This is a genomic window from Nocardioides marmotae, assembly GCF_013177455.1.
Taxonomy (GTDB): domain Bacteria; phylum Actinomycetota; class Actinomycetes; order Propionibacteriales; family Nocardioidaceae; genus Nocardioides; species Nocardioides marmotae.
On the sequence record NZ_CP053660.1, the window covers coordinates 4,097,636 to 4,116,356 of the forward strand.

At 73.7% G+C, this 18,721-nt stretch carries 20 protein-coding genes and 1 tRNA gene; 14 read left to right on the forward strand and 7 right to left on the reverse strand.

Annotated elements, in window-relative coordinates:
• The first annotated feature begins 108 nt into the window (after positions 1–108).
• Genes HPC71_RS19465 through HPC71_RS19475 form a run of 3 tightly spaced genes read left to right on the forward strand, consistent with a single transcriptional unit; the run spans position 109 to position 1,693 of the window.
• Entirely contained in the window at positions 109–660 is a 552-nt protein-coding gene (locus tag HPC71_RS19465; protein ID WP_154616602.1) for a toxin-antitoxin system HicB family antitoxin, read from the forward strand.
• 4 nt (positions 661–664) lie between these two features.
• Positions 665–1,504, forward strand: a complete 840-nt coding sequence (locus HPC71_RS19470; RefSeq protein ID WP_154616601.1) for a DUF4097 family beta strand repeat-containing protein — start codon at positions 665–667, stop codon at positions 1,502–1,504.
• A 39-nt stretch (positions 1,505–1,543) separates the two neighbouring features.
• Positions 1,544–1,693 carry a hypothetical protein gene (locus HPC71_RS19475; RefSeq protein ID WP_154612558.1) on the forward strand — a complete coding sequence of 50 codons (150 nt, stop codon included), beginning with the start codon at positions 1,544–1,546 and terminating at the stop codon, positions 1,691–1,693.
• A gap of 27 nt (positions 1,694–1,720) precedes the next feature.
• Here HPC71_RS19475 and HPC71_RS19480 read toward each other — a convergent pair whose 3' ends face one another.
• Positions 1,721–2,662: a siderophore-interacting protein gene (locus tag HPC71_RS19480; RefSeq protein WP_154616600.1), complete on the reverse strand. Its 942-nt coding sequence runs from the start codon at positions 2,660–2,662 to the stop codon at positions 1,721–1,723.
• A gap of 64 nt (positions 2,663–2,726) precedes the next feature.
• Positions 2,727–3,302, reverse strand: a complete 576-nt coding sequence (gene dcd, locus HPC71_RS19485) for a dCTP deaminase (protein WP_171897079.1) — start codon at positions 3,300–3,302, stop codon at positions 2,727–2,729.
• Positions 3,303–3,373: 71 nt separating this feature from the next.
• Here dcd and HPC71_RS19490 point away from each other — a divergent pair, with 71 nt between their 5' ends.
• The 5 genes from HPC71_RS19490 (at position 3,374) to HPC71_RS19510 (ending at position 7,555) form a co-directional block, all read left to right on the forward strand.
• Positions 3,374–4,171, forward strand: a complete 798-nt coding sequence (locus tag HPC71_RS19490; protein WP_154616599.1) for an SGNH/GDSL hydrolase family protein — start codon at positions 3,374–3,376, stop codon at positions 4,169–4,171.
• Between the two features lie 34 nt (positions 4,172–4,205).
• Positions 4,206–4,281: transfer RNA gene (locus HPC71_RS19495), tRNA-Gly, on the forward strand.
• A gap of 541 nt (positions 4,282–4,822) precedes the next feature.
• Positions 4,823–5,833, forward strand: coding sequence for a C39 family peptidase (locus tag HPC71_RS19500; RefSeq protein ID WP_154616598.1), 1,011 nt, complete (start codon positions 4,823–4,825; stop codon positions 5,831–5,833).
• Between the two features lies 1 nt (position 5,834).
• The gene (locus tag HPC71_RS19505) at positions 5,835–6,881 is read left to right on the forward strand and encodes a hypothetical protein (RefSeq protein WP_154616597.1); all 1,047 of its coding nucleotides are present in this window, start codon (positions 5,835–5,837) and stop codon (positions 6,879–6,881) included.
• A gap of 29 nt (positions 6,882–6,910) precedes the next feature.
• On the forward strand, positions 6,911–7,555 hold the full coding sequence (locus HPC71_RS19510; RefSeq protein ID WP_171897080.1) for a DUF2461 domain-containing protein: 645 nt from the start codon (positions 6,911–6,913) through the stop codon (positions 7,553–7,555).
• Positions 7,556–7,586: 31 nt separating this feature from the next.
• On the opposite strand, the gene HPC71_RS19515 is transcribed toward HPC71_RS19510, so the two are convergent.
• From HPC71_RS19515 to HPC71_RS19525, 3 genes are all read right to left on the reverse strand, one after another.
• Complete coding sequence (locus HPC71_RS19515; protein ID WP_171897081.1) at positions 7,587–8,036, reverse strand: nuclear transport factor 2 family protein; 450 nt, start codon at positions 8,034–8,036, stop codon at positions 7,587–7,589.
• A gap of 58 nt (positions 8,037–8,094) precedes the next feature.
• Positions 8,095–8,553 (reverse strand): RrF2 family transcriptional regulator, encoded by a 459-nt coding sequence (locus HPC71_RS19520; RefSeq protein ID WP_154612552.1) that lies wholly within the window; start codon positions 8,551–8,553, stop codon positions 8,095–8,097.
• A gap of 80 nt (positions 8,554–8,633) precedes the next feature.
• A complete protein-coding gene (locus tag HPC71_RS19525; protein ID WP_154612551.1) occupies positions 8,634–9,542 on the reverse strand; it encodes a sulfite exporter TauE/SafE family protein in 909 nt (302 codons plus the stop codon).
• 243 nt (positions 9,543–9,785) lie between these two features.
• Between HPC71_RS19525 and HPC71_RS19530 the strand changes: the two genes are divergently transcribed.
• A complete protein-coding gene (locus HPC71_RS19530) occupies positions 9,786–11,657 on the forward strand; it encodes an acyl-CoA dehydrogenase (protein ID WP_171897082.1) in 1,872 nt (623 codons plus the stop codon).
• A gap of 91 nt (positions 11,658–11,748) precedes the next feature.
• Here HPC71_RS19530 and HPC71_RS19535 read toward each other — a convergent pair whose 3' ends face one another.
• Positions 11,749–12,624 (reverse strand): LysR family transcriptional regulator ArgP, encoded by an 876-nt coding sequence (locus HPC71_RS19535; RefSeq protein ID WP_154616596.1) that lies wholly within the window; start codon positions 12,622–12,624, stop codon positions 11,749–11,751.
• Between the two features lie 80 nt (positions 12,625–12,704).
• On the opposite strand from HPC71_RS19535, the gene HPC71_RS19540 reads away from it, so the two are divergent.
• Entirely contained in the window at positions 12,705–13,310 is a 606-nt protein-coding gene (locus HPC71_RS19540) for a LysE/ArgO family amino acid transporter (RefSeq protein WP_171897083.1), read from the forward strand.
• Between the two features lie 22 nt (positions 13,311–13,332).
• Here HPC71_RS19540 and HPC71_RS19545 read toward each other — a convergent pair whose 3' ends face one another.
• Complete coding sequence (locus HPC71_RS19545) at positions 13,333–15,093, reverse strand: NHL domain-containing thioredoxin family protein (protein WP_154616595.1); 1,761 nt, start codon at positions 15,091–15,093, stop codon at positions 13,333–13,335.
• Between the two features lie 117 nt (positions 15,094–15,210).
• On the opposite strand from HPC71_RS19545, the gene HPC71_RS19550 reads away from it, so the two are divergent.
• From HPC71_RS19550 to HPC71_RS19565, 4 genes are read left to right on the forward strand one after another with little or no spacing between them, the layout of a single operon-like run.
• Positions 15,211–16,143, forward strand: a complete 933-nt coding sequence (locus HPC71_RS19550) for an ABC transporter ATP-binding protein (RefSeq protein WP_253943806.1) — start codon at positions 15,211–15,213, stop codon at positions 16,141–16,143.
• Positions 16,127–17,044 (forward strand): ABC transporter permease, encoded by a 918-nt coding sequence (locus HPC71_RS19555; RefSeq protein ID WP_171897084.1) that lies wholly within the window; start codon positions 16,127–16,129, stop codon positions 17,042–17,044. The genes HPC71_RS19550 and HPC71_RS19555 overlap by 17 nt, the downstream gene beginning before the upstream one ends.
• Before the next feature lies 1 nt (position 17,045).
• A complete protein-coding gene (locus HPC71_RS19560) occupies positions 17,046–17,960 on the forward strand; it encodes an ABC transporter ATP-binding protein (RefSeq protein ID WP_154616593.1) in 915 nt (304 codons plus the stop codon).
• The gene (locus HPC71_RS19565; RefSeq protein ID WP_154616592.1) at positions 17,957–18,685 is read left to right on the forward strand and encodes an ABC transporter permease; all 729 of its coding nucleotides are present in this window, start codon (positions 17,957–17,959) and stop codon (positions 18,683–18,685) included. The genes HPC71_RS19560 and HPC71_RS19565 overlap by 4 nt, the downstream gene beginning before the upstream one ends.
• The last annotated feature ends 36 nt before the right edge of the window (positions 18,686–18,721 follow it).

An 18,721-nucleotide genomic window follows, 5' to 3' on the forward strand; every position in this document is an offset into this window, starting at 1 on the left:
GCAGGGCCGCGTCGCCCGATGCCCGGAAGCCGGCGACGACAAACTGCTGCCACGTGTGACGCCAGACCCCTCTTGACATGACGTCACGGTGATGTCACGGTGGTGCGCATGGACATCACGCCGTACGTCGAAGCCTTGCGCCGCGACCTGCTCGCGGCCGCCGAGGCGGCCGGCCCGGAGGCCCGCCAGGCCGCCGAGCGGCTGACGTTCGCCATCGACCCCGCCGCCCGGCTCGCGCTGATGGAGGCCGTCTCCCAGGCGGCCGCCGAGATCACCGCGGAGATGCCGGCCGGGAGCGTCGACGTGCGGCTCAACGGCCGCGACCTGGACTTCGTCGTCGACGCCGCCCCGACCCCGCCCGCCCCGCCCGCGGCCCCCGCGCCCCCGGCCGCTCCCCCGCCGCCGGGCGCGGAGGGCGAGGCCGAGGACGACTCGGTCGCGCGGATCACGCTGCGGCTGCCCGAATCGGTCAAGGCGCGCGCCGAGGAGCTCGCGGCCCGCTCGGGGCAGTCCCTCAACACCTGGCTGGTCGGCGTCGTCCGCGCCGCGACCCGCGAGGGCGCGATCAGCGTCGACATCGACCTCTCCAGCATCCCCTTCCTCGGCGGCGGCGACCCGCTCGGCCGCCGCGGCAACCGCCGGATGAACGGGTGGCTCTAGTCCCATGAGCGAACGACCCGTCATCGAGCACCGCCACCCCGCCCCCGGGCCGGTCGACCTCTACGTCGAGGTCGGCGACGGCCGGGTGCACGTCACCGCGACCGACACCGACCACACGGCCGTGCGGATCACCGGCCACGACGCCCAGGACGTGGCGCTCGAGCTGGGCCCCGAGCAGGTCTCGGTCGTCGCGCCCCGCCGCCGGGCCGGCTTCCTGACCGGGGACCGGTCGCTGGTCGTCGAGGTCGAGGTCCCGCTCGGGACCCGGGTCGTCGCCCGGACCGGCAGCGCCGACGTCGTCCTCGACGGCCGGGCCGGTCGCTGCCAGCTGCGCACCGGCTCCGGCGACGTACGCGTCGAGGAGCTCGGCGCACCCGCCACCGTCGAGACCGGCTCGGGCCGGATCGAGGTGGCGGAGGCGGCCGGCGAGCTGCGGGTCAAGAGCGGGTCCGGCGACGTACGCCTCGGGCACGTTGGCGCCGCCGTCGCCGTCTCCACCGGGTCCGGCACGGTCACCGTCGCCAGCAACGACGGCCCGGTCGCGGTGAAGACCGGCTCCGGCGACCTCGACGTCACCGAGGCCCGCACCGACGTCACTCTGGCCACCGGCAGCGGCGACCTGCGGATCGGCGCAGCGACCCGCGGGCGGGTGACCGCCAAGGGCGCCTCCGGCGACGTCCGCGTCGGCATCCGCCCGGGCACCCCGGTGTGGACCGACATCAGCACCGTCTCGGGCACGGTCCGCTCCGAGCTGCCGAGCACCGGCGCCCCCGCCGAGGGCCAGGACCACGTCGAGCTGCGCGCCCGCACGGTCAGCGGGGACGTCGTCCTCACCCCGGCCTGACCCGACCACCCCCCAGCCCCCCAGACCTCAGGAGCAGCCATGAACGACCAGCACGCCCTCATCGAGCGCGAGGCGCACCACCAGATCACCGAGCGCGTCGCGCGCGCCTCCACCCCGCGGGTGCGGGCCTCGCGCCGGCACCAGGTCGCCCAGGGCCTGCGGCGGTTCGCCGACCGCCTCGACGGCTGACCGGTTCCCGGGTCCCTCGGCGGGGGGTCAGCCCTTCATGGCGACGCCGCGGCGCCAGTACCCCATGAACGACACCTGGCGGCGGTCCATGCCAAGCTCGTTGACCAGCGCCCGCCGCAGGGTGGTGACCACCTTGGACTCGCCGGCGATCCAGGCGTAGACGCCGTCGGTGGTGGTCGCCTCGAGCGGCGCCTCGATCTCGCCGGAGGAGGAGTACATCGGGGTCTCCCAGAGGTCCGGGTCGACCTCCTCGTCGGTGACCTCCTCGACCGCGACCGGCGCGCCGAGGTGCTCGAGGACCGCGGGCTGGAGCAGCGAGCCGAGCTCGGCGCCCTCGCGGGGCAGCCAGGTGATCGTGACGCCCTCGGGGTGCTGCACGGTCTGCACGTCGGCGGCGTACGGGACCTCGAGGAACACCGCCCCCTGCGCGTCGTTCGGCAGCAGCGCGAGCGTCGCGCAGGCCGCCGGCACGGCGGTCTCGTCGCCGGCGATGACGACCCGGCTCGCCGAGCCGGGCACGAACTCGATGCCGCCGAAGGACATCCCCCGCCGCGGGCACATCAGCACGATCCGGTCACCGACGGCCGCGGACGCCGCCCACGACGAGCCCGGGCCGGAGTGCCCGTCGGCCTCGTGCAGGACCATGTCGACGACCAGGCGGGTGTCGGCGCCCTCCCCGCGGACGTCGCGGATCGTGTAGGTCCGCATGTGGCCGCGCTCCTCGGCGGGGCGCGCGAACCAGGCCTGCATCCACCCCTCGTCGGCCCCGGCGACCGACTCCGGCGCAGCGCCGGCCGGCGGGAAGATCAGCTTGATCCGCTGGTCGTAGAGCGGCTGGTCGACGCCGAACTCCGCCAGCGCGGGCGACCCGAGCTCCACGCGCACGAAGCTCGGCGAGAGCCGCCGCACCGAGACGACCTCGACCTCCTCCAGCAGGAGCGGGAGGGCGGGGGAGCTGAGCGTGGTCATCGGGGTCCGATCGTGAGGGTGACCTAACTTAGGCTCACCTTACACGCGGCCCCGCGCCCTGGCCTCAGATCGGCGTGCGGTGGAAGGACTGGAAGGAGCGCGACGGCGTCGGACCGCGCTGGCCCTGGTAGCGCGAGCCGTACTTCTCCGAGCCGTAGGGGTGCTCGGAGGGCGAGGTCAGCCGGAAGAAGCAGAACTGCCCGATCTTCATGCCCGGGTAGAGCTTGATCGGCAGGGTCGCGACGTTGGCCAGCTCCAGCGTGACGTGCCCGGAGAAGCCCGGGTCGACGAAGCCGGCGGTCGCGTGGGTCAGCAGGCCCAGCCGGCCCAGGCTGGACTTGCCCTCGACCCGCGCGGCGATGTCGTCGGGCAGCGTGACGACCTCGTAGGTCGAGCCGAGCACGAACTCCCCCGGGTGCAGGATGAACGCCTCGTCGCCGTCCGGCTCGACCATCCGGGTCAGGTCCGACTGGTCCGCGGCCGGGTCGATGTGCGGGTAGCGGTGGTTCTCGAAGACCCGGAAGAACCGGTCCAGCCGCACGTCGACCGACGACGGCTGGAGCATGGCGGGGTCCCAGGGGTCCAGCGCGATCCGACCGGCGTCGAGCTCGGCACGGATGTCGCGATCGGAGAGCAGCACGGGCGCCAACCTACCGGCCCGCGGCGGCCCCGCCCGCCCCTCGGGACGTCCCGGGGCGGACAATGGCGCCCATGGCGTTCTCGCGGTACGTCGCGATCGGCGACTCCTTCACCGAGGGGGTCGGCGACCCCGACCCCACCCGTCCCAACGGCCTGCGGGGGTGGGCCGACCGGGTCGCGGAGGTGCTCGCGACGAAGGACCCCGACTTCGGGTACGCCAACCTCGCCATCCGCGGCCGCAAGCTCCGCGCGATCCTCGCCGAGCAGGTCGAGCCCGCGCTCGCCCTCGAGCCGGACCTGGTCACCGTCTACGCCGGCGCCAACGACATCGTGCGCCCCAAGGTCGACCTCGACGCCCTCGCCACCGAGTACGACGCCGGCGTCGCCCGGCTTGCCGCGTCCGGCGCCAGGATCGTGCTCTTCACCGCCTTCGACCCCGGCAGCGGCGGGATCTACGCCCCCATCCGCGGGCGGTTCGCGCTCTACAACGAGCACGTCCGCGCCATCGCCGACCGGCACGGCGCCACCATCGCCGACTCCTGGCGCGTGGCCTCCCGCCTGCCCGAGGGCGTGACGGCCAACGACCCGCGCCTGTGGGACGTCGACCGGATGCACCTGGGCCCCGCCGGCCACCAGCTCACCGCGATCATGGTCCTCGACACCCTCGGCGTGCCGCACGACCTCCAGCCGCTCCCGCTCCCCGACCTGCCGGTCCTCAGCCGCCGCGAGAGGCTCCGCGCGGACGCCGCGTGGACCCGGGGGTACCTCGCCCCCTGGATCCAGCGGCGCCTCACCGGCCGCTCGTCGGGCGACAGCATCGAGCCGCGATTCCCGGCCATCGGCCGGGTCGTGTCCCCCGGCGGCGAGTGATCCCCTAGACTCCACGGCGTCGGGTCACCGGCATGCGGATGTAGCTCAGTTGGTAGAGCGCGACCTTCCCAAGGTCGATGTCGCGAGTTCGAGTCTCGTCATCCGCTCCACTTCCTCCCGAGGCCCTCTCGGCCGCGCTCACGAGCGCGACGCTCCCCCCGACGTCGATGTCGCGAGCTCGAGTCTCGTCATCCGCTCCAGTCCTTCCCGAGGCCCTCTCGGCCGCGCTCACGAGCGCGACGCTCCCCCCGACGTCGATGTCGCGAGCTCGAGTCTCGTCATCCTGTGACTTATGGGGCCCATGTGACTCATGGGGCCCATGGGGCACTTGACTAGACCAGTGACGCGTGGGAACAGTGAGCCGTCCGGTCCTTCCCCGCCGCGATGACGGAGCACCCGCATGCCCTCCCCCGCACCTGCCCCCCAGCCCTTCCGCCGGCCCGCCCGATCACCACGCCGCCGCGTGCCCCGCGCCCGCACGGCCGGGCTCGGCGCCCTCGCCCTCCTGCTCGCCGCGGCACCGTTCGTCCCGCGGGACGGCGACGGGCCCGACGGCGCGCTGGCCCCGACCGGCGACCGGACACCGGTCGCGGTGTCCGCGACTGCGGGCACGGGCCGGTCACCCCCGAGCTCGCGGCCGAGATCGACCGCGTGGTCGCCGCCGGCCGGGAGCTCGGCCGGCCGGATCCCCTGGCGGCCCGCCGGGCGCCGGGCGCGCTCGCCGCCGACCTGGTGCGGTGCGCAGACCTGGACGGGCAGCGCTACTGCCTGGGCGCCGGCTGGACCACCGCGACCGAGGCGGAGGTCCGGGCCCGGGTCGCGGCCACGGCACGGGCCGCGACGGCCCGCCGCCAGTCGGTCGAGTCGACCGGTGACCTCGATCCGGCCGCAGCGCTGGTGCGTGCCGCGCGTCTCTCCCCCGCCGAGCGGGCACGTCGGGAGCGGGAGGAGCTCACGATGGCCGCGCGCTCCGTCGCGAAGGTCTGGCTGCTGCGCCACCAGGTCGAGGGCGTCCCCCTCCCGGCGGGGTTCCTCGACGACCACCCCGAGGCGCGGACCACCACCGCCGTCGCCGCCCGGAAGCGCCAGCGCGACTACCCCGAGCGACGGGTGGTCCTCGACACCGAGCAGGTCGCCGAGCAGACCCGGACCTACTGGTGCGGCCCCGGCGCGATGCAGATGATCACCTGGGGCTGGAAGGGCAAGGACCGGGGCCAGGCGCACTGGGCGCGCAAGCTGCGGACCACCACCGCCGGCACCTCGATCTGGGACATGGTCCGCGTGGTCAACGACCACACGGGCTGGGACCGCAAGGCACACGCCGGGCCCTACATCGTGCTCGACATCTCCGGCTACTCCTTCAACAAGTGGATGCTGCTGCAGATGCGCCACCTCGCCGACTACCGCGCGCCTGTCGTGCTCCACCCGGTGCTGCACACGAAGTACTTCCCCTACCTCGACGACGACGCCTCCGGGCACTTCCAGGTCGGTCGCGGCTACAGCAAGCGCGGCGACCGCCCGAGCGCGATCAGCTTCTTCGAGCCGTGGAACCAGCAGCGGTTCGACCCCTCCGAGCCGTTCGTCCAGCGGGTCCAGTGGCGCAACGCCTACAAGAGCTTCCGCGCCAACAAGGCCCACCACCAGCACAACATCGGGGTCTGAGGTGCGCCCCAGCGCCCGGCGGTACGCCGCCGTGGCCGGCCTCGCCGCCTGCCTGCTCCTCGCCGGCTGCTCCGACTCCTCCGACGGCACCGAGCCGAGCGACCTGACCACCGCACCGGCGCCGCTGGCCTGGGAGCCCGTGGCCGGCGGCGTGGACGACACGGTGACCACCAACGGCCGGTGGACGCTGACCGTCGGCGCGGACGGCGACGGCGCGACCCTGTCCGGCCCGGACGGCACGACCGGCACCGGGGTCTCCGCCCGCGAGCGGGTGAGCGACGGGCTGCTCGACGACGACTGGGCCGTCGTGGTCGTCGCGGACCGCCAGGAGACCCGACCGGCCCGGGCGGAGGTGACCGAGCTGGCCACCGGGGAGACCTGGACCATCGACGGGCGCAGCGAGGTCCCGACGACCTCCGGCGGCACCTGGGCGATGGGGGCCGGCCGGCTGGCCCACGCGACCGTCTCCGACGACGGCGGCTACTGCCTGGCCGAGGTCGACCTGGCCACCCGTTCCTCCTCCCTCGGCTGGTGCGCGCCGGACCGGCACGGCTTCAACGGCGCGCGGGTCACGGCCTCCGGGACCGCGCTGATGACCTTCGACGACGGCCGGCCCTCGTGCCGCACGGTCGGGACGGCGGACGGCTCGGACCTCCTCCCGTTCGAGGACGTCACCGACTGCCGGGGCTGGGACGCCCTGGTCCTCGACGACGGCTCGCAGGTCTGGTCGGTGGTGCCGAGGGAGAACCAGGTCGAGACCGCCCGCTTCGCCGCCCGCGCCCCGGGCGGGGAGGTCGTCGACCTCGGGACGGGCACCTCGGGGACGCTCGTCGCGTGCGGCGGCGCGGCCTGGTTCGCGCGCGACCCGCTCCGCGACGGCGACCCGGCCACGCTGGTCCGCTGGACGCCGGAGGAGGGCGCGTCGACGGCGTACGAGACCGACGGCGGACCGGCGTTCCTCGCCGCTCCCCGCTGCGGCGGCTCGCGGATCACCGTGACCGCCCTGACCGAGGGCGGCGACGAGCAGGTCTCCGCCCCCGTCGGGTGACCCGGGGCCGGGCTGCCTAGGGTGGAGCGGTGACCGAGACTCCGCCGTTCGCGGGCATCCCCGTCGCCGCGCTCGACTTCTACGACGACCTCGAGGTCGACAACACGCGGTCGTTCTGGGAGAAGCACAAGGACACCTACCTCACCCAGGTGCGTGCGCCGGTCGAGGCGCTCTGCGCGGCCCTCGAGCCGGAGTTCGGCGCGGCGAAGGTGTTCCGGCCCTACCGCGACGTGCGCTTCGCCAAGGACAAGACGCCGTTCAAGACCCACCAGGGCGCGTTCGTCCGGGCCGCGGAGTCGACCGGGTGGTACGTCGAGGTCTCCCCGCGCGGGGTGCGCACCGGCGGCGGCTTCTACGAGGCGAGCCCGGGCCGCCTCGCGGCGTACCGCGGTGCCGTCGACCACGACCAGCTCGGCCCCGAGCTCGAGGAGATCGTCCGCGGCCTGGAGGCGGCCGGCTGGGAGCGCGGCGGCGACCGGCTCAAGACCTCGCCGCGGGGGTTCGACGTCGACCACCCGCGCATCGACCTGCTGCGCCACCGGTCGCTGAGCCTGGGGCACGTGATCGGCTTCGAGCCGGTCATCCACACCCCGGAGCTGGTCGACGTCGTCCGGGAGGACTGGCGCGCGCTGCGCCCGCTCGTGGAGTGGGTCGCCCGGCACACCACGGTGTGACCGGGGGCCGACCCCCCTCGGCCGACCGCCCTCAGCCGGCGGGCGTGAAGCTCGCCATCGTCCGCTCCGGCTCCCAGTAGGCCTTCATCGAGGCGACCCGCCCGTCCTCGTCCACGACGTAGACCATGACCAGCTCGGTCGTGGTGTGGCTGCCGTCGGCGAAGGACGTCCGGATCCGCCCGACGTTCGCGCAGGTGTCGCCGTTGGCCATCGACTGCTCGATGGTGAACTCGAAGGTGTCGATCGGGGCGATCGCCTTCTCCCAGAACGCCGCGATCCCCGCGTGCCCGTGGTGGCCGCGCCCCTCGGGGTCGAACATCGAGGGCCCGACCGGGTCCTCGAGGACGGCGTCCTCGGCGTACACGGTCAGCCACTCGGCGAGGTCGCCCTTGGCGACCGCGGAGTAGGAGCGCTGCGAGGCGGCGCGGGCCGGGTGCGGGTCGTCCGGGGCGTTCCAGACGACGGCGTCGGAGGTGATCACCCGCGCATCGTAGGCCGGAACGAGAACACGTTCTAGCTGCCTGTGCCTGTCTTCCTGGCTAGTGCGGCTGCCAGGCGTCCTCGTCGGCGGTGCGGGAGGTGACCGCCTTGGGCAGCTTGCCGTCCGCGAGCGCCTGGATCGAGGTCTGCTCGAAGACGTCGCGCAGCGACCGGCGCGCGGCGATCCAGACGTGCTGGAGGACCTCGGCCGACTCGTTGTACGTCACCGCCTCCGGGCGCAGCCCGTAGACCGAGACGAGCGGGCCGTCGACGGCGCGGATCACGTCGGCGACCGAGACCTCGCTGGCCGGGCGGCCCATCCGCCAGCCGCCGGACTGGCCGCGCTGGGAGATGACGACGCCGGCGCGGCGGAGGTCGGCGAGGATCGCCTGGAGGAAGCCGTGCGGGATCTCCTGCAGCCGGCCCAGCTCCTCGGCGCTCACCGCCTTGCCGTCCGCGCGGGAGGCCATCTCGATCAGCGCACGCAGGGCGTAGTCGGACTTGGCGGAGACGCGCATGGGGTCAGTCTGGCAGAGAAGTCGATCCAGTCACTCGACTCGTCCGGCCCACCGACCCCCGCGCGACCCGATCGGCCGCCTCAGGAGGCCGGGGAGAGCTCCGGCTCGACCTCGCCCGCGGCCTCGAGGGCACGCGCGCGGCGCTCCTGCTTGACCGCCCAGACGATGCCGCTGACCCAGGCGACGAAGAGGACGCCGGCGATGACCGCGACGGTCGTGCCCGAGGCGCCGAGGGCGTCGGCGATGGTCCGGGAGTTGGTGAGGACGATCAGGCCACCGGCCGCGACGCCGAGGACGCGGGCGGCGAGCTTGCGGACCAGCCAGGCGGCGATCGGGGCGGCGATCACGCCGCCGGCGAGCAGCGCGAGGGCGTAGGACCAGAGGATGCCCTGCGACCCGAGGGCCAGGATGAAGCCGAGCGAGCCGCCGACGGCGACCACGAACTCCGAGGTGTCGATCGAGCCGACGACCTTGCGCGGCTCCAGGCGGCCCGAGGAGAGCAGCGTCGTCGTGCCGACCGGGCCCCAGCCGCCGCCGCCGATCGCGTCGAGCGCGCCGCCGGCGAGGCCCATGGGGGCGAGCATCTTCGCCGAGGGGCGGGACTTGAACGTGGGCCGGCGGCCGCCGAGCACCAGGAAGCGCCAGATGACGTAGACGCCGAGGCCGAGCAGGATCGCCGCGACCCAGGGCTTGGCGGTGTCACCGTTGAGGTTGGAGAGGAACGTCGCGCCGGCGAAGGCGCCCACGAAGCCGGGCACCGCCAGGATCGAGACGGTGCGCCAGTCGACGTTGCCCATCTTGTGGTGGGAGACGCCCGAGACCAGCGAGGTGCCGATCTCGGAGAAGTGGACGGCCGCCGAGGCCGCGGCCGGCGCGATGCCGGCGGCCAGCAGGAGCGTGGACGACGTGACGCCGTACGCCATGCCCAACGATCCGTCGATGAGCTGAGCGAGGAGGCCGACGACCCCCAGGACGATGAGCTTGCGCATGGTTTCCCCTGGTGTTCTCTCGGTGGTTGCACCACCACCGAGCGGACATGACTAGAAGTACCGTAACACGTATCTCGGGTGTTTCTGTCGACTTTACCGACGTACGGGTGTGGCGAAGATCCGACCGGCCGCCCGGGCGGCCGCTTGCCTGGCCGGAGGGGGCACCCCTACCATGGAAGTTACTGACCAGTAGTACCTGCGTGCTGGCAGCCCCCGGACACATCACGAGACGAAGGTGGAGCAGTGAGCCACTACAAGAGCAACCTCCGCGACATCGAGTTCAACCTCTTCGAGGTGCTGGGCCGCGACGAGGTCCTCGGCACCGGCCCGTTCGCCGAGGTTGACTCCGAGACGGCCCGCTCGATCCTCGCCGAGGTCGACCGCCTCGCCCGCGAGGACCTGGCCGCGTCCTTCGAGGACAGCGACCGCAACCCGCCGGTCTTCGACCCGGCCACGCACACCGCCCCGGTGCCGGAGTCCTTCCAGAAGAGCTACCAGGCCTGGATGGACTCCGAGTACTGGCGTCTCCAGATCAGCGAGGACCTCGGCGGCACCCCCGCCCCCTCCAGCCTGGTCTGGGCGATCGGCGAGATGGTGCTCGGCGCGAACGCCCCGGTGTGGATGTACGCCGCCGGGCCGGCGTTCGCCGAGATCGTCCACCGCAACGGCAACGACCGCGACAAGAAGATCGCCTCCCACATGATCGACCGCCAGTGGGGCGCGACCATGGTGCTGACCGAGCCCGACGCGGGCTCCGACGTCGGCGCCGGCCGGGCCAAGGCCACCGCGAACGAGGACGGCACCTGGAACATCGAGGGCGTCAAGCGCTTCATCACCTCGGGCGAGCACGACATGAGCGAGAACATCATGCACCTCACGCTGGCCCGCCCGGTCGGCGTCGAGGGCGCCGGCGGCCCCGGCACCAAGGGCCTCTCGCTCTTCCTCGTGCCGAAGTACCACTTCGACGTGGAGACCGGCGAGCTGACCGGTGAGCGCAACGGCGTCTACGTCACCAACGTCGAGCACAAGATGGGCATCAAGGTCTCCAACACCTGCGAGGTCACCTTCGGTGACGCCTCCGTCGGTGGCGGCGAGCCGGCCCGCGGCTGGCTGCTCGGCGAGGTCCACGACGGCATCGCGCAGATGTTCCAGGTCATCGAGAACGCCCGCATGCTCGTCGGCACCAAGGCGATCGCCACCCTGTCGACCGGCTACCTGAACGCGCTGGACTACGCCAAGACCCGCGTCCAGGGCGCCGACCTCACCCAGGCGTCGGACAAGACCGCGCCGCGGGTGACGATCACCCACCACCCCGACGTCCGCCGCTCGCTGATGGTGCAGAAGTCCTTCGCCGAGGCGATGCGCTCGCTGGTGCTCTACACCGCCAGCTGGCAGGACAAGGTCCAGCTCGCCCAGCACAACGGGCAGATGGACAGCGAGGAGACCAAGCTCGCCGAGGCGGTCAACGACCTGCTGCTCCCGATCGTCAAGGGCTACGGCTCGGAGCGGTCGTGGGTCCTGCTGGGCACCGAGTCGCTGCAGACCTTCGGCGGCTCGGGCTTCCTCCAGGAGTACCCGATCGAGCAGTACGTCCGCGACGCGAAGATCGACACCCTCTACGAGGGCACCACCGCGATCCAGGGCCAGGACTTCTTCTTCCGCAAGATCGTCAAGGACCAGGGCCGCGCGCTGGGCCACATCGCCGGCGAGATCACGGCGTTCATCGAGAGCGAGGCCGGCAACGGCCGCCTGAAGAACGAGCGCCAGCTGCTCGCCACGGCGCTCGACGACGCCAACGCGATGGTCGGCCACCTGATCAACGACCTGATGTCGGCGCAGGAGGAGCTGCGCAACATCTACAAGGTCGGGCTGAACACCACCCGCCTGCTGATGGCGCTCGGCGACGTCGTCTGCGCGTGGCTGCTGCTGCGCCAGGCCGAGGTGGCGCTGGAGAAGCTCGGCGGCGACCCGGGCAAGGACCAGGCGTTCTACGAGGGCAAGGTCGCCGCGGCGCAGTTCTTCGCGGCCACCAACCTCCCCCGCATCAGCGCGGAGCGGGCGATCGCCGAGGCGACCGACCTCTCGCTGATGGACCTCGACGAGTCGGCGTTCTGATCACCGCCTGAGGCTCGTACGACGTACGACGCCCCCGGACCCGCTCGGGTCCGGGGGCGTCGTCGTCCCCGGGCTCTCAGCGCACGGCCCCTCAGCGCAGGGCGCGCCGCGCGGCCCGGCGCACGTCGTCGGAGAGCGTGTCCAGCAGCGCCGAGCGGAGCCGCCAGCGCTGCCAGTGCAGGGGCACGTCGAGGTGGTGGCGCCGGTCGAGCCGGACCAGGTGGCCCGCCCGCTCCTCGGGGCCCAGCTGCGGCTCGGGCAGCGCGCCCCAGCCCAGCCCGAGGCGGACCGCCTCGAGGAAGTCCGCCGAGGTCGGGACCCGGTGCACCACCGGCGGGAGGCCGAGCCCGCGCCCGGCGAGCAGCTCGTGCTGGAGGGCGTCCTTGTCGTCGAAGACCACGACCGGCATCCGGGCCCAGTCCACGCCCCGGCCCCGCCGGTGCCGCTCGACCAGCGCCGGCGCCGCGGCGGCGGCGTACCGCAGGGTGCCGAGCGGCTCGACCGAGCAGCCCTGGACCGCCACCGGGTCGCTGGTGACCGCGGCCAGGACGGTGCCGGCGCGCAGCAGGTCCGCCGACCAGGCCTGGTCGAGCACGTGCAGCCGGAGGGCGGCGCCCCCGCGCTCGGCGACGGCGGCCAGGACGTCGTGGAACCAGGTGGCCAGCGAGTCGGCGTTGACCGCGACCGGCAGCTGCGGCACGCCGGCCTCGTCGCCGCCGAGCTCGCGCAGCGCCTCCTCGTGCAGGTGGGTGGTCTGGCGGGCGAGCCGGAGCAGCGCCTCGCCGGCGGCCGTCGGCTCGGCCGGCACCGTGCGTCGTACGACGACCTGCCCGACCTCGGACTCCAGCGCCCGGATCCGCTGGCTGACCGCGCTGGGCGTGAGGTGCAGGTGACGGGCCGCCGCGTCGAACGTGCCGTGGTCGGCGATCGCGGTCAGGGCGGCGAGCCAGCCGGGATCGAGGTGCATGCCACCCACTTAAGCACTGCTACAGGTTCGTGAGGAACATTCGCTGGCCTGATGGGCGCTGCGCGCCTAGCGTCGGGCCCGTGCTCGACCACCTGCTGACCGGGACCGCGACCGGCCTCGCCCTCATCGTCGCCATCGGCGCGCAGAACGCCTTCGTCCTGCGGCAGGGCCTGGCCCGTGATCACGTCGCCCTGGTCGTCGCGATCTGCGCGGTCTCCGACCTCGTGCTGATCCTCGCCGGGGTCGCGGGCATCGGCACCCTCGTCGAGCGCGCGCCGTGGGCGATCGAGGTGGTGCGGTGGCTGGGCGTGGCCTTCCTGTGCTGGTACGGCGTCTCCTCGCTGCTCCGCGCGCGCCGGCCGGACGCGCTGGCGGCCACCGGCGGCCCGCGCCTCTCCCGCCGGTCGGCGGCGCTGCGGGCGCTCGCGCTGACCTGGCTCAACCCGCACGTCTACCTCGACACCGTGCTCCTGCTGGGCTCGGTCGCGGCCACCCACGGGTCCGGCGGGCGGTGGTGGTTCGCGGCGGGCGCGTGCCTGGCCAGCGTGGTGTGGTTCTCCGGCCTGGGGTACGGCGCCCGGCTGCTCGCGCGGTTCCTCGCCAGCGCCCGCGCCTGGCAGGTGCTCGACGTGCTCATCGGCGTCACGATGCTCGCGATCGCGGCGCGGCTGGCCCTGGGCGGCTGAGCTCCCGAGGACCCGAGCGGGGCTACCCCTCGACGCCGCCGAGCGGGAGGACGAGCCGGGCGTCGGCGCCCTCGGCGAGGCGCACCGGCACGCCCCAGTCCTGCTGGTGCATGTGGCACGCGGCGCCCTCCCCGCCGCCCGCGTCGCAGGACGCCGCCCGGGCGGCGACGTGCAGCACGCCCTCGCCGACGTGGGGGTCGAGCACGATCGTGCGGGTCAGCTCGGTGCCGCGGCCGCCGCCCTCGCGGACCAGCTGCGGCGGGGTCGCCTCGACGAGCAGCTGGGCGGGCGGGCCGAACCGGTCGTCGACCTTCTGCCCCGGCGGCGGGGTGAAGGAGACGACCAGCTCGAGGGTGGCCGGCACCTCGGTGACCGGCCGCTGGGTGGAGTGCGCGAAGCCGTCGGTGCGCGTGCCGGCGCCGCCGAGCGGCACCCGGGTGAGCCGGTGCGCGCCGGACTCGACGACGACCAGGTCGCTCCCGTCGACGTGGGCGGCGCTGGGCTCGGCCAGCCCGCCGGCCAGCGTGGTGACCTCGCCGGCGACGGGGTCCAGGCGGCGGACCGCGCCGTTGTAGGTGTCGCAGACCGCGACCGAGCCGTCGGGGAGGACCGTCACGCCGAGCGGGTGCTGGAGCAGCGCCTGGTCGGCCGGACCGTCGCGGAAGCCGAAGTCGAACAGGCCGGTGCCGACGGCGGTGCGCACCTCGAGGCCGGCCGGCCCCTCCTCGACCCACCGCACCGCGGAGGTCTCGCTGTCGGCCAGCCAGAGGCGCTCGCCCGCGGGCGCGAGCCGGGAGGTCTGGGCGAACCACGCCTCGGCGAGCGGGCCGTCGAGCAGCCCCTCGTTGGCGGTGCCGCCCGCGACCTCCACCGCGCCGGTGCGCGGGTCGAGGGTCCACAGCTGGTGGATGCCCGCCATCGCCACCCAGACCCGGTCGCGCCACCAGGCGACGTCCCAGGGGCTGGAGAGGCGGTCGGTGCCGTCGCCCTGCATCCACTGGCGGCCGTCGCCCGCGAGCACGCGGACCTCGCCGGAGGTCGTGTCGAGCCCGTGGAGCCGGTGGCCGACCGTGTCGGCCACGACGGCGTCGTACCCGACCTCGGCGGCGACGTCGGCGGGCAGCAGGCACAGGCCGTTGGGCTCGCGGAAGCCGCCGAACCGGCGCAGCACCGCGCCGTCCGCGGCCAGCTCGACCACCTCGTCGTGGCCGGCGTCGGCGACGAGCACCCGGCCGTCGGGCAGCGGCACGGCCGAGGCCGGGAAGCGCAGGTCGGTGGGCTCGACGACGGGCGGGACGTACGGCGAGTCGCCGGGCTGGAGGGTGCCCTTCGCGCGGTGCTCGGCGACCAGCTGGTCCAGGAGCGCGTCGATCGCGTGGGCGTGGCCCTCGCCGGCGTACTGCCCCACGACGTAGCCCTCGGGGTCGACCAGGACCAGCGTCGGCCAGGCGCGGGCGGTGTAGGCCTGCCAGGTCACCAGCTCGGGGTCGTCGAGGACCGGGTGGGTCACCGAGTAGCGCTCGACGGCGGCGCGCAGGGCGTCCGGGTCGGCCTCGTGCACGAACTTCGGGGAGTGCACGCCGATCACGACGAGCTCCTCGGCGTGCTCGGCCTCCACCGGCTTGAGCTCGTCGAGGACGTGGAGGCAGTTGATGCAGCAGAACGTCCAGAAATCGAGGAGCACGAACCGGCCGCGGAGGTCCGCGAGCCGCAGCGGCCCGTCGGTGTTGAGCCAACCGCGACCGACCAGCTCGGGAGCACGCACGCGGGCGGTCCTGTTCATGTGTCCAGTGTCCCCGCGCCCCCGGCCCTGTTGAAAAACACCGTCGCTCCCTCACCGCGCATGAGCGCCGCCCGATCGGCGGATCAGGTCGGACGCCCGGGGGCTACCGTGGCGCACGTGGCAGTCATCGAGACCGCGGGGCTCACCAAGCGCTACCCGCGCGTCACGGCCCTCGACCACCTCGACGTGCGCGTCGGGGAGGGGGTCACCGGGCTGGTGGGGGCGAACGGCGCCGGGAAGTCCACGCTGATCAAGATCCTGCTGGGCCTGCTGCCGGCGACCGACGGCAGCGCCCGGGTGCTCGGCCACGACGTGGCCACCGAGGGCGCGGCGATCCGGTCCCTGGTCGGCTACATGCCCGAGCACGACTGCCTGCCCGCCGACGTCTCCGCCAGCGACCTGGTGGTGCACCTGGGCCAGATGTCCGGGCTGCCCTACCCGGCGGCTCGCGAGCGTGCCTCCGACGTGCTGCGCCACGTGGGTCTCGCCGAGGAGCGCTACCGCCCGATCGGCGGCTACTCCACCGGCATGAAGCAGCGCGCCAAGCTCGCCCAGGCTCTCGTGCACGACCCCCGGCTGGTGCTGCTCGACGAGCCGACCAACGGCCTGGACCCCTCGGCGCGCGACGACATGCTCGCGCTGGTACGCCGGATCGGCGCCGAGTTCGGCATCTCGGTCCTGGTGACATCCCACCTGCTCGGCGAGCTGGAGCGGGTCAGCGACCACATCGTCGTCCTCGACGCCGGTCGACTGCTGCGCTCCTCGGCGACCTCCGAGTTCCTGCACGCCACCGGCAGCCTGCTCGTCGAGGTGCAGGGCCGCCACGACGCCGACCGGCTGCTCGGGCAGGCCCTGCTCGACGCCGGCCTGGTGGCGCGGCCGGCCGAGGGGCGCTTGGTCGAGGTGGACGTGCGCGACGAGCACACCCGCGACGTGGTCCGCGACCTGACCGTCGACCTCGGCCTCGGCCTGGTGCGGATGCAGGAGCGCCACCACCGCATCGAGGACGTCTTCCGCGACGGGGGTGCCGGCAGTGTCCAGCCCGTCTGAGCGCCCCGCCAGGCCGCCCGCCGGCACCGGTGTCATCCACGACCTCGGCTACCGGCGCTACACCGGCCCCCGGCTCGGCGAGCCGGCGGTGGCCCGGGCGTTCTTCCTCAGCGGCCTGCGGCACACCTACGGCCTGGGCCGCTCCGGGCGCTCGAAGGTGCTGCCGATGCTGCTGCTCGGGCTGATGCTGCTGCCGGCGCTGATCCTGGTCGGCGTGCTGGTGCAGGCCCGCGACCTGCTCGGCCTCGACGAGCAGCTCGTCGCCTACTCCACCTACCCGATCACCACCCAGCTGCTGATCTCGGTGTTCGTGGCCTCCCAGGCGCCCGCGCTGATCTCGCGCGACCTGCGCTTCCGCACGATCACCCTCTACCTGGCCCGGCCGATGCGGCGACGCACCTACGTGCTGGTGCGGCTGGCCTCCCTGACCGTGGCGACCTTCGTGCTGATCGGCGCGCCGCTGCTGCTGATGTACGTCGGCGGGGTCCTCGCCGACCTGCCGCTGACCCGGGAGACCGGCCGGTTCCTGGGCGGGCTGGTGGGCGCCGCGCTGCTCGCCGCCTGCCTGGCCGGCCTCGCCGCCGTCGTGGCCGCCCTGACGGTACGCCGCGGACTCGCGGTGACCGCGGTGATCGTGGTGCTGCTGGTGAGCTTCACGCTGGTCTCGACCGTGCAGGGCGTCGCCGCCTCGACCGACCACGACACGGTCGGGCGGATCGCCGGGCTGTTCTCGCCGTACACGCTCGTCAACGGGGTGCAGGTGTTCCTCTTCGACTCCCCCGCCGCCACCGCGACGCCGCCCGAGGGCACCGCGATGGGGCTCCTCTACCTGCTCGGCGTCCTCGCCGTCGTGCTGGGCTCGATCGTCGCGCTGCTGGTCCGCTACCGGAGGGTCGACTGAGATGAGCACGATCGTGATCGACCACGTCTCCCGGTGGTACCGCAACGTCGTCGCGGTCAACGACGTCTCGATGAGCATCGGCCCCGGCGTCACCGGCCTGCTCGGCCCCAACGGCGCCGGCAAGTCCACGCTGATCGCGCTGATGTCGGGGTTCCTGGCTCCCTCCGCGGGCACGGTCACCCTCGACGGAGAGCCGTTGTGGCGCAACGAGCAGGTCTACCGCAAGATCGGGCTGGTCCCCGAGCGCGAGGCGCTGTTCGACTACCTGACCGGGCGCCAGTTCGTGGTCGCGAACGCCGAGCTGCACGGCCTGCCCGACCCCGGTGCGGCCGCCCAGCGGGCGATCGCGATGATCGAGCTCACCGACGCCCAGGACCGCTCGATCTCGACGTACTCCAAGGGCATGCGGCAGCGGATCAAGATGGCGTCCGCGCTGGTCCACGACCCGGCGGTGCTGCTGCTCGACGAGCCGTTCAACGGCATGGACCCGCGCCAGCGCATCCACCTGATGGAGCTGCTGCGCACGATGGGCGCCGAGGGGCGCACGGTGCTGTTCAGCTCTCACATCCTGGAGGAGGTCGAGCAGGTGGCCCGCCAGATCGAGGTGGTGGTGGCCGGGCGGCACGCCGCCTCCGGCGACTTCGGCGCGATCCGCCGGCTGATGACCGACCGGCCCAACCGGTTCGTGCTGCGCACCGGCGACGACCGGGCCCTGGCGGCGGCGCTGCTGCAGGACCCGTCGGTGCGTGGCGCCCGGCTGCGCACGGAGGGCGGGATCGAGCTGGAGGCCGCGGACTTCGGGCGGTTCAGCGAGGTGCTGCCGCGCCTGGCGCGCGAGCACGGCATCCGGCTCTTCGAGGTGACCCCGACCGACGAGTCGCTCGAGAGCGTGTTCGGCTACCTGGTGTCCTCATGAGCGGCCAGGTCCTGTCCCCGACGATCGTGCGGCTCGGCGTGCGCAGCGTGTTCGGGCGCTGGCGCGGGGCCCTGCTGTTCGTGCTGCCGCTGAGCCTGATCGGCCTCGCCGTGCTGGTGCGGGCCCTGGTCGGCGCCGACCCGGGCGCCGCCGAGAACACCCTCTACGCCTTCGGCCTGGCCGTGACCGTGCCGCTGGTCGCACTGCTGGCGACCAGCGGGCTGCTCGCCCCCGAGATCGACGACGGCTCGATCTCCTACTTGCTGGCCAAGCCGATCTCGCGCTACACGATCGTGGCCAGCAAGCTCGCGGTCGCGGCAGCCTGCGTCGTGGTCTTCGCCGCCGTCCCGCTGCTGGTGGCGGGACTGGTGCTGCTCGGCTCCGAGCCGTCGCTGGCGCTGGGCTTCCTCGTCGCCGGCCTGGTCGCCGGCCTCGCGTACTGCTCGCTGTTCGCCCTGCTGTCGGTGATGACCCGGCACGCCATCGTCATCGGGCTGATCTACCTGCTCGGCTGGGAGGGGCTGCTGGGCGGCCTGCTCGACGGTGTGCGCTGGCTCAGCATCACCCGCTGGGCCGGCGAGATCGTCGACACGATCGCCGGCGTGCACCTGGTCGACGACCTGTCGATCTGGTACGCCGTGGTCGCCTCGGTGGTGGTCATCGCGCTCGGCGCCTGGCTGACCGGGCGCCGGCTGCGCGCCTTCAACCTGACCGGCGACGAGTAGCCGCGCGCATGGCCGTCATCCTCCCCGACGGTCAGT

What these genes read in the sequence shown, in the direction of transcription:
- HPC71_RS19560 (WP_154616593.1), top strand. Translation starts at nt 17,046, where the DNA reads ATGAGCACGATCGTGATCGACCACGTCTCCCGGTGGTACCGCAACGTC.
- HPC71_RS19545 (WP_154616595.1), bottom strand. Translation starts at nt 15,093, where the DNA reads ATGAACAGGACCGCCCGCGTGCGTGCTCCCGAGCTGGTCGGTCGCGGT.
- HPC71_RS19565 (WP_154616592.1), top strand. Translation starts at nt 17,957, where the DNA reads ATGAGCGGCCAGGTCCTGTCCCCGACGATCGTGCGGCTCGGCGTGCGC.
- HPC71_RS19475 (WP_154612558.1), top strand. Translation starts at nt 1,544, where the DNA reads ATGAACGACCAGCACGCCCTCATCGAGCGCGAGGCGCACCACCAGATC.
- HPC71_RS19535 (WP_154616596.1), bottom strand. Translation starts at nt 12,624, where the DNA reads ATGCACCTCGATCCCGGCTGGCTCGCCGCCCTGACCGCGATCGCCGAC.
- HPC71_RS19480 (WP_154616600.1), bottom strand. Translation starts at nt 2,662, where the DNA reads ATGACCACGCTCAGCTCCCCCGCCCTCCCGCTCCTGCTGGAGGAGGTC.
- HPC71_RS19465 (WP_154616602.1), top strand. Translation starts at nt 109, where the DNA reads ATGGACATCACGCCGTACGTCGAAGCCTTGCGCCGCGACCTGCTCGCG.
- HPC71_RS19520 (WP_154612552.1), bottom strand. Translation starts at nt 8,553, where the DNA reads ATGCGCGTCTCCGCCAAGTCCGACTACGCCCTGCGTGCGCTGATCGAG.
- HPC71_RS19525 (WP_154612551.1), bottom strand. Translation starts at nt 9,542, where the DNA reads ATGCGCAAGCTCATCGTCCTGGGGGTCGTCGGCCTCCTCGCTCAGCTC.
- HPC71_RS19470 (WP_154616601.1), top strand. Translation starts at nt 665, where the DNA reads ATGAGCGAACGACCCGTCATCGAGCACCGCCACCCCGCCCCCGGGCCG.
- HPC71_RS19490 (WP_154616599.1), top strand. Translation starts at nt 3,374, where the DNA reads ATGGCGTTCTCGCGGTACGTCGCGATCGGCGACTCCTTCACCGAGGGG.